The following is a 13,655-nucleotide window of genomic DNA, read 5'->3' on the forward strand; positions in this document are numbered from 1 at the left end:
TTATGCCGCCAGGTCATTGACTGACAGAATACCCATTAAAATTGCAATAATAATGAACGCAATCACAACGCCCATACCCAATATCAATAATGGCTCAAGCAGTGTCAGTGCCCGCTTGATGCCCGATTGCACTTCATCGTCATACACAGTTGCCAATTCCAGCATCATAGCATCCAGACTACCGGACTCTTCGCCGACACGTACCATTTGGATAACCAACGGAGAAAATACGCCAGCATCTGCCAGCGCCGTAGAAATACGCCCGCCCTGCTTGACTGCAGGGGCAAGACCGGCAAATGCCTGTTTGGCCGTCTGGTTTTCTACGGTATCGATAGCAATGGAAATTGCCTGCAGCAAAGACACGCCGTTATTCAACAAGGTTCCCATCGTCCTGGCAAAACGACCGGTTTCATATTTGAACAACATGGCGCCGACCAGTGGCAGCTTTAACATTTTGGCATCGCGCCAGCGCCGACCTTCGGCGGTTGCCAACCAGCGTCGAATGCCCCAAACCACAGGCACCATCAACACCACAATCAGTAAACCCCACGCCTGAATAACATCGCCTGCCGCAATGACCATACGCGTGAGGAATGGCAGCGCATCTCCGAGGTCTTCAAATAACGCCTCAAATTGCGGAACGACATAACCCAACATAACAAAAATAGACAGCGCGGCAACCACGGCGAGAATGATCGGATAGACCATGGCAGACACAACACTGGAGCGCACCGCTTTGGAGCGGGTCAGATAATCGGCAAGACGGGCCAACACCTCGGATAACTTGCCACTGGCTTCGCCGGAACGAACCATATTGATATAAAAATGACCAAACGCCGCCTCGTGCGCCTGCATGGCCTGACTTAACCCCTTGCCGCCTTTGACCGTTTTCAGCAGGTCATCCAGCAACGCTGTCATCGCCGGGGTGCCGCTCATATCAATAAGCACCTTCAGTGCCCGATCAATCGGTAAACCCGCCCGCAAGAGCACCGATAATTCATTGGTAAATGAAAGCACCTGGTCGCGAGTGACCGCCTTGCCTTTAACCGCCACCGGCTGCAGCGAGAAATTTTTACTCGCAGGAATCAGTTGAACCAACACAAGCCCCTGGCCACGCAGCTGACGGGAAGCGCTGTCGGCATTATCCGCCGTGTGTACACCTTCTATCATTGAACCGTCACGGCGAACCGCTTTATAAAAAAAGTCGGCCATTTAGTCTTCAGCCTGATCCTGGGTTACACGCAATAACTCTTCCAGTGAAGTTTCACCCTTCACCACTTTACGCAGGCCATCTTCATAAAGGGTCAACATGCCCTGCTTGCGCGCCTGTGTGTGCAAGCCGGTCGCATCGGCACCGGACAGAATGGATTGCTGCACCGCGTTATCCAGCACAAACAATTCGTGAATCGCGGTACGACCACGGTAGCCGGTCTGTTTGCACTCCACGCAGCCATCAGCGCGCTGAATATGGGTTTGCCCTGGCTCCAGAAACCGTGCAAGTCCGCTTTCCGCAATCAGCTCAGGAGTTAATGCCACAGGTACCTTACAGTACTTACATAAGCGGCGAACCAGTCGCTGCGCCAAAACACCATTCACCGAAGAAGTAATGAGATAGCGCTCGATACCCATATCTTCAAGACGGGTAATAGCACCGGCAGCGGTGTTGGTATGGAGCGTAGAGAGAACAAGGTGACCCGTAAGGGCAGACTGCACAGCAATCTGTGCCGTTTCGCCATCGCGCATTTCACCGATCATGATGATATCCGGATCCTGACGCAGAATAGCGCGTAAGGCGCGGGCAAAGGTCAGCTCGATTTGTGGTTGCACCTGAATCTGATTAACACCATCCAGCTGATATTCCACCGGATCTTCTACGGTGATAATTTTCAGCGCTTCTGAATCAAGTGTCGCCAGGGATGCATACAAAGTCGTCGTTTTACCGGAACCGGTAGGGCCGGTAAGCAACAGAACGCCATGCGGACGCAACAGTAAGTCTTTGTAGCGCGACAGCGTATCTGCAGAGAAACCCATCGACTCAAGACTGAGCTGAATACTCTCACGATCCAGTACCCGCATCACGATACTTTCGCCATGCACGGTCGGAATGGTAGAAACCCGGAGATCAAGCTCATGCCCCTTAACCCGGGTCATGATCCGACCATCCTGAGGCAGACGGCGCTCGGCAATGTTCATTTGCGCCAACAACTTCAGACGCGAGGCAATCGCTGGCGCCAGACTGGCTGCCGGTGGATCAGGCACTTCTGCAATCACACCATCTACGCGATAACGCAAGTGCAAGCCATCATCAAATGGCTCCACATGAATATCGGACGCGCCCAGATCGAGCGCGCGATGAATAATCTGATTTACCAGACGAATAACGGGCGCTTCACTGGCAAGGTCTTTCAAATGCTCAACAAACTCGGCGTCACCCTCAAATATTTGGGATGCGGATTCAGCCTGGTCGGCATCCGGCTCGCTTTGATCAAGATACTTGGTAAGCGCTGTCGAAATGTCCGCCTCAAGCCCAAGCATCATTTCGATACTCTTGCCTGAAGCCATGCGCAGGGCTTTTTGCAAAAAGACATCCTGCGGCACCAAGCCGACAACACGAAGCGTCTCGCCATCAGAAGACAAAGCGACAGGAACAAGATGGTTGCTGAGCAGAAATTCCTGGGAAACCCCGGAAACAACAAGCGGTTGCTCCGGATAATCCGCAGCAACCGCCAAAGGCAGGTTCAATTGCTTTGAAAGGGCCTGACAAACATCAAGTTCAGAGACAAGACCCAGCCGTACCAGCACCTGGCCAAACAAACCACCCATTTCAGATTGGGCAAGCAAGGCGCGCTCAAGATCACGCGCTCCCAGCTTGTTTTCACTTTGTAGCAGTTCACCTAACATTAAAGATATACATCTCTATCAATATTTCCGGAATTTTCCAGAGGTTGCCAAGTGAGAAATGAAAATCCTGTTTCCTCACTGCTCAAGAAGTTTCTTTTCGAGTTTTTTCAAAGCCTCTTCATTAATGACAGCAGCATCTGCGGAAACAGAACGGGCTTCCATCGTCAAACGACTTCTGATCGTTGAGGGCACTTTCGATTGCAACTCCGGAATGATTTGCTTTTTGGCTTCGTCAAAGGTCAGTTTTCGTGGAGCTCGTTTATCGATGAATTTGATGATATGAAATCCAAATTCAGTTTCTACCAGATCACTAACAGGCTTCGCTTTGGACAAATCAAATGCAGCAGCTTCGAAAGCAGGTACCATTTGTCCTTTCCCAAAGAAGCCGAGATCGCCTTTGTTTGTTTCAGCAGACGGATCATTGGAATACTGTTCCACCAGCGCCTCAAAATCGGAGCCTGATTTCTTCACTTCTTTAAGCACTTTTTCAGCAAGAGATTTCGCCTCTTCTGAAGATCTATCGTCCGTGCCAATCAGAATGTGTGATACACGAACCTGATCAGAGCCGATAAAATATTTTTCAGAATTGGCAATGTACTCTTCTCTGGCAGCAGCATCCCAACTTGTGGAAGAGATTTCTTTATCCACCAGACTTTTAACCCATTCACGATATTGCAGACGCTCACGGTACAACGCCACTTCCCATTCAATTTGCTCACTGGAGACAAATCCGGCATCACGAGCCATTTTTCCGAGGCGACGCAAGCTTAATATATTCTCAACAGACTGTGTAATTCCCTTTGAAGACGCAAATGCATCAGGGCTTACACCCGAGGCCAGCCGCTCTTCCATATAGTGACGAACGTCATCTGTGGTAATCCGAATATCATCAACTGCCACTACCACATCATCAGACTGAGCCTGAGCAAAGCTCGCACCGGCCACAACCGAAAACAGATAAACACTTAGTATTTTTCTATACATTCGAACCTCACAAAAAAAATCGCAGCCAAAGGCTGCGATTTGGACATCTAAAACAACAAAATGTTTTACTGGATAGAGCGATAGAAACCGCAATTTCCTGATACACAAGTAGTATTTCTTACATTAATAAAATACTGCTTATTAGGTTCCAACTGACAGTAAGCAGCTGAACCTGGAGCCTGCATAAGGCGTACGGATACGTTTTCAGTACCAGTTCTAGAGCAGCGACCAGCATTACTCAGCTCTGGGCCACCCGGGCATGCTGATACTGTAACATCACGAACAACTCCTAATGTATTGGAAAGTCCTGCTAACATAAAGGTAGAAACGTGACCTGCATTCAAAGCTTGAACAGGAAAACTGATGGTTTGATTAGCCTGCAACGGCTGGGAAATCTGGGAAGTCCCCACCAAACTCATTATTGAGCCTTCAACAATATTATTGGGCCAGACGCCGCCACAAGCACTTAAGTCAACACCTGGACTCGGCGGTGTAGTACTACTTGAAGATGAACTTGATGACACGGAGGATGAAACACTTGATGCAACCGAAGACGAGCTGGATGAGACAGGAGGCAACACAGTTCCACCGCCACAAGTAAACCCTGCGGAGCCACTGGTGGTAATATTAATGAGTTTTTGAGCACCACTGTTAGTAATTTGAACCGATGCAAGCGAAGGATTGCTGGTTCCACTAAGCTGGCAATTAACCCCGTTCACACTTAGAACCAGATTATCGGCGTCATTTAAAGTCAGATCATAAGCGAATGCAGACGCTGCTGAAAAACAGGCCAGCACCATGCACGCGCGGGAGAATATTTTTTTCATGATTTTATCCTGATAAAAATCCATTAAAGTCGCAGCTTTCCAGAAAAAAGTCTGGCTACCTGGACTGGTCACCCTATAACAGCGTAACACCATCAGGGTCGAGCATAAAATACTCGAAAACGCACCAAATAAAAACCTTTAAATAAAAAAAACGCGGCCCGAGGGCCGCGCTTCACTACTTTGGTGACGCTTCAAATAACAAAGCTGCCAATCAAGGAGTGTTGGTAGTAATTTGACGAGTGTACTTGTGCTCAACTACGCCAGCGTAGTTAGACAGAACACCACCAGCCAAAGCACCATTGGAGTACTTGATTACAGCAAAACCAGCAACTGGCAGGCCAGCGTAGGTGTAAGCATCACCAATTACGGTACGTGGGTTAGCAGTAGCTGATGCGGTTTGGGTGAAGTCAATAGTAGCCCAACCGTTATCGAAACCATCTTCCAAAGACAGACCATAACGCAGGCTTGAACCCAGGATATTGCTGTCGTTGAAAGTAATTACGTTAACTTCAGAGCACAGCTCCCAAGAGGTAGAACCAGTAGGTGGTGCTGGAGAGAAAACAGGCTCAGTAACGATATTTACGCTACCTTCTTCACGATCGTAGTAGCCTACTTCAATGTGCTCACACGCCATGTTAGCGGTAAACTCAGAAGTAAACGGACGACGCAGAGCTTGGTTGCTTGTAGTTACAACGCCAGCAGCATTACGCACATCATCAATCATGTAGAAACGCTTGGTTGGGAAAGTAACAACCCAATCAGTTTCTGCATTCAAGCCAGCATCAGTAACGTAATCATTTTTCAAGGTAGCACGAGTCAACAACGCACTCACTGGATCTGCTTCGTTGGTAGAAGTCACATCAAATGAATCGTTAAAAACAGAAGCGCCATCTACAACAGATACGGTAGTTGAACCAACTGCAGTCGGAATACCGATGTCGATCAGAGAAGGACGAGTATTACCAGTAGGTGCGTGCAGCACATCCAGAGTGTTGAAGTTAGCAATAGCAGTTGCACTGTAAGTTGCAGAAGTACCTTCAGCTACGTTAAACACAGATGCAAAACCGTACAGACCGCCAGTACCCGGCTGAATGTTTACGGTAGTAGCGTTAGCGCCACCCAGCCACTGGCCGTTACCGTTACCGCCAGCAGTCCACGCTTTTACCAGCGCAGAACAGTCTTTCGGTACACCGTTGATGTGCTTAGCAGCGTGAGCCGGATCGAAGTTGGCAACACGTACACCGTATTCGGTTACGTTACCAGCGTCGTCTTCTTCACCCAACTCACCCATTTCGATGATTTCAACATAACCTTCCAGAGTACGGGACAGAGAGTTAGTGCCCTTGTCTGAGGTGTATGCGATGTTGGTGAAAGGAACACCAGCCTGAGGAATAGTAGGAACGGTACAGGAAGTATCACCAGTTCTGAACAGAGCTACTTTGCTGTCACCTTCACCAGTAGAAGTGATTACACCGGACCAATGGTCGTATGCAGACAAGTACAGGTGGAAGTCACGAACTTCACGGCTGTTCTGACCTTCCAGGAAGCGAACTTTGATCGCTTTGGTTTTGTTGGTGGTGTTTACCAAATGGATGTCAGTGTGCTGACCGTCCAGAGTGGTGTAGTAAGGATAAATCAATACCTGACCCAGGCCATCCGGATTAACGTGAGCAGCCTGCGCAGTACCCACTGCACCAGCCAGTCCTGCCAGCATTGCCAAAGGTAGAAGTTTTTTCTTCATTATCTAGCTCCTAGATTTACAAGTTTCATACTGCTTTCTGCAGCGGGGTTGCACAATGCAGCCTAGTTGACCGATTCAGTTCCAGCATTACTGGAATGTCCGACGCCCGACGAACACTCAATCGTGCGGCTAAACTAACATACCGCACCAGCCTAGACAACATCAAATATAACCCGAACTGCAATTATTGTTAACGGGAAGCAAAGAATTTCCCATATCGAAGTTTTGGTGTTTCCACCAGCTGAGAAATGCTTTGAGCGCCCCTGAATATTTCAAGCCGGGTAGCAAAGCTTGTTTCGTCGCGAAGTCTAACCCCGAAATGTATTTCAGGGAAGCGTCTTGACAGTCGGCGCAACAAAACATGATGCCTCTCAAAGAAAGCATTCCGACTCGCTCACTTTTCACTCAGCCTGTTGCAACCTGACGCGCTTCCAACAATAGCCCACAATCGTCAGCCCCGCCAATATCACCCACGAAGCAATAAACAAAGGCTGAGAAAGCAAAAGACGCATGGAAAGCTGCTCGCTTTCCAACCAGACATTCATATTATTACCCAGCACAACCAGCGCCAGCACGCCCGGCAAGGCGCCCGCCAAGGCTGCAAACAGGTAGGAACCCCACGCCTGCTTCGTCAAGGAGAAAACCAGGTTCAACCAAAAGAAGGGAAATACAGGCACCATTCTGATCAAAACAGGAAATATAAGAGGATTTTTTTCTGTGCTGATTGCAAACCAGTCCGCAAGTTTGCTTCCCCTTTTTCGATCAATAGAGAGACCGCTTTTCAGGGTAATAACACGCACCACGACAGCACCGCAGGCAAGACCACATAGAGCCAGCAACAACCCCTGTGCCATACCGAACAAAAATCCGGCGAGTAATGCAAATACTGCCCCGCCGGGAACGCCGCAACTTAACGCCAACCCGTAAACAATAACGAAAAGCAATGCGGATGCCACCGGGTAAGCCGTCACATAATAGCCGCTTGCACTTTGGACACTTAACAGCCACTGCAGCGGCTGCCAGCCAATCAAGGCAATAAGAAAGAAAATGCCCGCACATGTCACTATTAGAAATAGAAAAATGCGCCAACCTTTCATAGCGGAGCCATTGTTCGCAATTCCTGCATCAGGATTCATCAACAGACTCACGACGCAAATCAAATACCTCAATCTGTTCATCACGGTACACAGGAGCGCCAAATAATAAATTCAGCTCACCGAGGCATTTATCAAAGACGGTAAATCGCCCATCACCCGAATCCCAGAGTGTGTAAACCAGATAGTCCGCATTAAGCTTTGAGGCTGGCGCACCTTTTATATGCATCACGTGCGCAAAATTGACTCGATTCTCGGCAGCAGGATATTCACCAAAGAAACCGCCGCCACACACACCATCCAGAAAACCCGGCACAACATGCTGCTGATGCACACGCTGCTGTAAATACCAGGGGTTGTAGTGCCACTCCAACAACCAGGGTGCCATGATGAGCGTTTTTGAGGCCGGCGGCTGCTTTGCCAATTGTTCGAAAAAAGGAGATGCCGGTAAATGCTGCCACTTCTGGTTATAGACGTTAGCACGCCAGTCATAATCAAACTGATAGCCCATATGCCCGGTAAATTGATTGATGCCTTTATATTGTCCGGGAACAGGCCCCGCCAGAAACAGCAGCAACGGAAGCAGGAATATCACCCCATACTGCACTTTGCCGGGAAGCCACTGCACACAGGCAACTGCCCCCAAAGCAACGCACAGCAGAGCCCATGGCAGCACCGGCAACAAATAACGGGCAGGCACCAGCGGATGATGTAACCATGCCCCGCCACTGAGCGCCACGAAGACTATAGCGATGCCGGCACAAAAAGACAGATACATCATTAGTAGCGGTTGCCGGCGATATAAAACAACGCCTCCGACAAGCATCAGCAACATCCAGACAGCGGCCAGCCACGCCCATGAAGTACCCGCATAGAGTTTAATAACCGCACCGACGGTTGCCAACGACATAAAATCCACACCGGACTTGGCAGTAAGCGATTGAATGTCATTAAAGATGGGAGGCCCCACAAGTAACAATAACCCTGCCAGAACAGGTAAACCCAGCATAAACAGCTGTAAAACATCCTTTGCATGGCCATTCTGCCGCCAGGATATCAAGGCATGAATACCGAAAAACAGAAAGGGCGCCAGTACCAGGGGAATAGTGACGAGCTGAAGCCACACGGTGAGCGGCGCAAGCACCCCATATAGCACGCCCCAACTCCATTTGCGCTCAACCCACCAGCGGTAGAAGGCAAACAATGCAATCGCCGCCAGCAAAGTCGATAGCGCATAAGGGCGAGCAGTACGGCTGAAATAGATCAATAAAGGAGACACAGCCAGCAAAACCGTAAACAGCCAATACTCCGACCCTTGCAGCCAACGCCTGACAAGCAGGGGTAAAGTTATCACCAAAGCGATGCCCGCTATCAATAGAGGAAAGCGCATACTCCATTCAGTAAGCCAACCCTGATTAGCGAGCCAGGCATAGAGCAATGTCAAAGGGATGCAATGATCTGCCAGACCAAAACTGGTGAAAATATCCCGATATCCTTCTGCTGACAGCAGCTTGTTTACGGCATGCCATTCATCATCAGCCAGCAGTTGTTGGGGCAACTGCCATAGCCGCAAATACAGGGCGGCAGACAAGGCAACCACCCAGCTCAGATAAACAGGCAGACGGGACCGAATCAAAAGAGCACGCCTCGCTATGGGTTATCGGATTTGAACAAATCGGATTTTCGAAGACCTGAGCGATGCAGCAAGTGTATCAAAGACACTTTAACCACCCCCAAGCCATAAACTGTGCTGGGCCAGATACGAATAGATGAAGCTTCAGGAAAGTATTTGGTAGGGCAAGTAATTTCGGCGATATCAAATTGACGTTCAATAATTTGCGCCAGCATCTGGTTGTCAAAAATAAAGTTATCGTCATTTCGCTCAAGATCCAGTGACCTCAAGACGTCGGCAGAAAAGGCACGGTAGCCAGTGTGATATTCAGACAATTTAGCACCGGTACAGAGATTCTGGAAAGCCGTCAGGAAGCGATTGGCAATGTACTTATATAAAGGCATGCCGCCACGCAGCGCACCGTTACCCAAAATCCTTGAACCCAGCACTACCGGATACAAGCCTTCGCCAATCAACGACGCCATAGCAGGTATCAGTTGCGGTGTATATTGATAGTCCGGGTGCAACATAATGACGATATCGGCATTCAGCTCCAGCGCCTTGCGATAACAGCTCTTCTGATTGCCACCATAGCCGCGATTTTTTTCATGGCGAATAATATGCTGAATACCCAACTGCTCAGCTAACGCCAATGTATCATCCCGACTGGCGTCATCAACCAGCACCACCTCATCAACCAAAGGCCGGGGGATTTCATTCCAGGTTTTTTCCAGCGTTTTGGCAGCGTTATAGGCGGGCAGCACGACTACCACTTTATGATCTTTATACATAATCAGGTCAAAGTTTGTTACTTACAGGGTTAGAGACATCAGTTTACGCGAGGGCGTAACAAAGTCCTATAGAAAACCTGCCTCCCACCACATCGCCATCAAGACAAACAGGGCACTGATTCAGTGGTGTTTTTACTGGCAGCTACCCGGTGACTATGTTTGAATTAAACCCTTTTACGCGAGCGGCAGGTATGGCAATGAATGACGAACTCAAGCACCTTCAGGAAGAAGCCTTCAAATTGTGCAACTCTGCGCACTTTCAGCAGGTTGTGATGGATCATTGTAATCTTGAAAAATCGGCTTTTGTTCGTCAGCCGGATATCACCATCCACCCGAGAGACCAGATGTTGCTGCACTCCCTGTTTCATCATCAGGATGCCAATGTCGGTTTTAGCCAGTACTACAATGTTGCGCTGCAACAGTTTTATGCGGCCAATCAAATGGTGCAGCGAATGTTTCCCCATACCGAAAAGGGGGATCTGAAAATCCTGGATTTTGCCTGCGGTTTCGGACGCTTGCTGCGCTTCCTGACAGCCGCCTATCCGGCTGGCTGCATTACAGGCAGTGAAATTCAAACAGATGCCCTCGAATTTGTCGGAAGCACCTACAATATTCCCACTGTTCCGTCCTGCGCCAACCCGGAGGATTTTAATCCTCAGGAAAAATTTCACGTTATCTGGGTCGCGTCACTGTTTTCCCACCTGCCTTCCGGATTGTTTCATCAATGGTTGAAGAAGCTCCACAGCTGCCTCACACCCGATGGCGTGCTGTGCTTCAGCGTGCATGATGCCTGCCTGTTGCCCGAAGGCCATGTATTCCCGGAAGACGAGGGGATTTTCTTCTGGCCAGGCAGTGAAAATGAAGATCTCGAAACCAGCATTTATGGCACCACCTATGTTAACGAGGCATTTGTAAGCCAGGCAGTAACCATAACCACCGGCCGCGCCTCCAATTACCATCGTTTGCCCAGAGCACTGGCTCACGAGCAGGATATCTATATCGTTGCGGCCAACCCGGATACCGACTTAACACCCCTTGCCGGTTTCCGACGAGGCGCCTGGGGCTGGGCGGATGAACGCTACCTGGCAGACAATGGCGAGCTTTATCTGAGGGGCTGGGCAGCATCTGTGGATGACGGGCGTCTTGATCACGTGGATATTCAGGTTGATGACCAACATTTTCGCGTTCCCACCGGAACGGGCATTTCACGGGAAGACGTAGGATTGTTCTTTAACGATGACCGATTGAATAACTCAGGCTGGGAATTCCGCTACACCATTCCCGCAGGCATCGGGCCGGTTCGTGTCACCGCCAGCGCAAGAACTTCCATAGGAGAAAAAGCGCTTTTATTTACCGGCGAGTTTCCACGTCCGGCATCTGTGACGCGGCCCATCGAAACGACGCCGCCAGCTGCCTGTAATACCTTCTGGAATAAAATGTGTTCATTTTTCAGAAAGCCTTGAGCGCCAGAATCATCAACCGCCAAACAAGGATGTTTGGGTTGATACAATGACTGTTGCTTTCACTGATTGTTTTCTTCCCTCAACAGGAATGCCATGAAATACCGTTCTGTACCTTGCGACGCGTCTGTTTTAAGTCCCTCTAAAACCGGCGTACTCCTGGTTAATCTGGGCACTCCGGACGCGCCGGATACGCCATCACTGCGACGCTACCTTGCCGAATTTCTGTCAGACCCCCGCGTCATTGAATTACCGCGCCTGCTTTGGAAAATTATTTTGCACGGCATAGTACTGCGCACCCGCCCCGCCAAATCAGCCAGGGCCTATCAATCGGTATGGACAGATGATGGCTCGCCGCTGCTGGCGATCAGCAAGCAACAACAACATGCGATTAAAAACGCACTGGGCGCTGATGTGCCTGTTGCTCTGGGAATGCGATACGGCAACCCTTCTGTCAGCCATGCGCTGCGAGAGCTGCAACAACAAAAAATTGATCGGCTGATTGTATTACCGCTCTACCCGCAATACTCCGGCCCGACAACCGGCTCCGTTTTTGACGCGGTCACCGAAGAACTGCGTACATGGCGTTATGTCCCTGAAATACACTTTATTCAAAATTACATGATGGAGCCGCGTTACATTAGCGCACTGAGTAACAGCATTCAGGAACATATTCAAACTTATGGTTTGCCACAAAAATTGCTGTTCTCCTATCACGGCATGCCACAACGCTATGCCGACGCCGGTGACCCTTACTATCAATTGTGCGTAAGAACCACGCAGCTGATCGAAGCACAACTGGGGTTGGATGAAGGCATTTGCATGACCACCTTTCAATCACGCTTCGGCAAAGAGGAATGGTTAAAACCTTACACAGACATCACCCTTGAGCACTTACCGGCTCAGGGCTTCAAGCATATTGCGATCGTGTCGCCAGCCTTCAGTGCCGATTGCCTGGAAACGCTCGAAGAACTGGCCGTAGAAAATCGAGACTTGTTTATGGAGAGTGGTGGCGAACAATATCATTACATTGCTGCACTCAATGACCGGGCGGATCACATGGAAGCGCTGGTTCATCTGTTAAAAATCTATTTGCGATAAACACCATCCTTGTATGAACACCTTTAACCCGACACTTCATGGATTGCGCGGTTTGGCCGCACTTGCTGTTCTGATTTTCCATTGGGGCGAAACATTTCCTGCATTTCGTCAGGAGATCAGTGCGAACTGGGGTATCGTCGGCAAGATAGTTTCCCAACTGATCGGTTTTGGATGGGTCGGGGTTTTACTTTTTTTTGTGCTTTCCGGTTTTTTATTAACAACCAGCAATGGCCACATGGCATTTAATAAAAAAGCACTGGGTGTATTTTGGGCACGACGCTTTTTAAGAATTTACCCGGCTGTGTGGTTACAGCTGATAATACTGAGCAGTTTGCTGGGCGTATTACACGGATTAAATGTGCCGGCAAGTACCGGCCAGTGGCTAAGCAATATCACATTATTCGTTAACCTGCCCCCCTACCTGCCCTATCCGGTCAATGCGGTGTGGTGGACCTTACCGATCGAGCTAAGCTTTTACCTGATTTTCCCGCTATTGCTTTTGTTTGCCAAACGCCATAGTTTTTTAACCTTATTAGTCACCGCAGTGGTTATAACACTTGCATGGCGAATCGCCGTTATGTGGTACTTCAGGGAGGAGCCGGGTTATGGCCCGGTACAACCCTACCTGGACTTACTACCGGGTTGCCTCGCAATTTTTGTGATGGGCATGTATGCAGCCCACCAATCAATGCAATTGTCGGCCATACAACAAAAATTGGTGATCACTCTGAGCTTGGCTGCTTTGGGGACGCTCATGTATTGGCTTACCAGCAATGCATCTCATTACTGGAACGGCCATTGGATGCTGGTAATCTGGAATTTTTCCGTGTCGATTGTGCTTGCCACTATCGTATGGGTAACAGGGAAAAATCCGGAGATCAGGAAAACAATGCTCTCCGGAAAACTGACAGTTTTTTTCGGAGAGGTCAGCTTCGGAATATATTTATGGCACTTTCCGGTTTTACTGGCATTTCACCAATGGACCAGTGGCTGGCAAAATAATCCATGGATCAGCTTGCTGATTTTGCCAGGAATTTTGCTACCTACGCTGATACTCGCCAGCATCAGCTATTACTGCATCGAACGCCCCGCCATGCAGCTGGGCAAGCGCCTCGGAAGCACACCTCGCAACTGAATCCAAACC

Annotated in this window: 11 protein-coding genes; 3 read left to right on the plus strand and 8 right to left on the minus strand. The window is 49.3% G+C overall.

The features are described 5' to 3' along the window. The 8 genes from C4F51_RS16815 to C4F51_RS16850 all read right to left on the minus strand — a co-directional run bounded on the left by C4F51_RS16815 (position 1) and on the right by C4F51_RS16850 (position 9,950). Positions 1 to 1,212, minus strand: a complete 1,212-nt coding sequence (locus C4F51_RS16815; protein WP_193911793.1) for a type II secretion system F family protein — start codon at positions 1,210 to 1,212, stop codon at positions 1 to 3. Then, positions 1,213 to 2,901 (minus strand): GspE/PulE family protein, encoded by a 1,689-nt coding sequence (locus C4F51_RS16820; RefSeq protein ID WP_235992355.1) that lies wholly within the window; start codon positions 2,899 to 2,901, stop codon positions 1,213 to 1,215. A 75-nt stretch (positions 2,902 to 2,976) separates the two neighbouring features. Then, positions 2,977 to 3,885, minus strand: coding sequence for a peptidylprolyl isomerase (locus C4F51_RS16825; RefSeq protein WP_193911795.1), 909 nt, complete (start codon positions 3,883 to 3,885; stop codon positions 2,977 to 2,979). A gap of 65 nt (positions 3,886 to 3,950) precedes the next feature. Then, on the minus strand, positions 3,951 to 4,712 hold the full coding sequence (locus C4F51_RS16830) for a hypothetical protein (protein WP_193911797.1): 762 nt from the start codon (positions 4,710 to 4,712) through the stop codon (positions 3,951 to 3,953). Between the two features lie 211 nt (positions 4,713 to 4,923). After that, entirely contained in the window at positions 4,924 to 6,453 is a 1,530-nt protein-coding gene (locus C4F51_RS16835; RefSeq protein WP_193911799.1) for a hypothetical protein, read from the minus strand. A gap of 401 nt (positions 6,454 to 6,854) precedes the next feature. Beyond that, the gene (locus C4F51_RS16840) at positions 6,855 to 7,589 is read right to left on the minus strand and encodes a VTT domain-containing protein (protein WP_193911801.1); all 735 of its coding nucleotides are present in this window, start codon (positions 7,587 to 7,589) and stop codon (positions 6,855 to 6,857) included. After that, a complete protein-coding gene (locus C4F51_RS16845; protein WP_193911803.1) occupies positions 7,579 to 9,183 on the minus strand; it encodes a glycosyltransferase family 39 protein in 1,605 nt (534 codons plus the stop codon). Before C4F51_RS16845 ends, C4F51_RS16840 begins: the two co-directional genes overlap by 11 nt. 14 nt (positions 9,184 to 9,197) lie before the next feature. Further along, a complete protein-coding gene (locus C4F51_RS16850; protein ID WP_193911805.1) occupies positions 9,198 to 9,950 on the minus strand; it encodes a glycosyltransferase family 2 protein in 753 nt (250 codons plus the stop codon). 197 nt (positions 9,951 to 10,147) lie between these two features. On the opposite strand from C4F51_RS16850, the gene C4F51_RS16855 reads away from it, so the two are divergent. The 3 genes from C4F51_RS16855 to C4F51_RS16865 all read left to right on the plus strand — a co-directional run bounded on the left by C4F51_RS16855 (position 10,148) and on the right by C4F51_RS16865 (position 13,646). Next, on the plus strand, positions 10,148 to 11,413 hold the full coding sequence (locus C4F51_RS16855; protein ID WP_193911807.1) for a class I SAM-dependent methyltransferase: 1,266 nt from the start codon (positions 10,148 to 10,150) through the stop codon (positions 11,411 to 11,413). A 93-nt stretch (positions 11,414 to 11,506) separates the two neighbouring features. Further along, on the plus strand, positions 11,507 to 12,511 hold the full coding sequence (hemH, locus tag C4F51_RS16860) for a ferrochelatase (protein ID WP_193911809.1): 1,005 nt from the start codon (positions 11,507 to 11,509) through the stop codon (positions 12,509 to 12,511). Between the two features lie 13 nt (positions 12,512 to 12,524). Next, on the plus strand, positions 12,525 to 13,646 hold the full coding sequence (locus C4F51_RS16865; RefSeq protein ID WP_268905064.1) for an acyltransferase family protein: 1,122 nt from the start codon (positions 12,525 to 12,527) through the stop codon (positions 13,644 to 13,646). Positions 13,647 to 13,655 lie beyond the last annotated feature (9 nt).

The organism is Cellvibrio polysaccharolyticus (assembly GCF_015182315.1).
GTDB classification, from domain to species: domain Bacteria; phylum Pseudomonadota; class Gammaproteobacteria; order Pseudomonadales; family Cellvibrionaceae; genus Cellvibrio; species Cellvibrio polysaccharolyticus.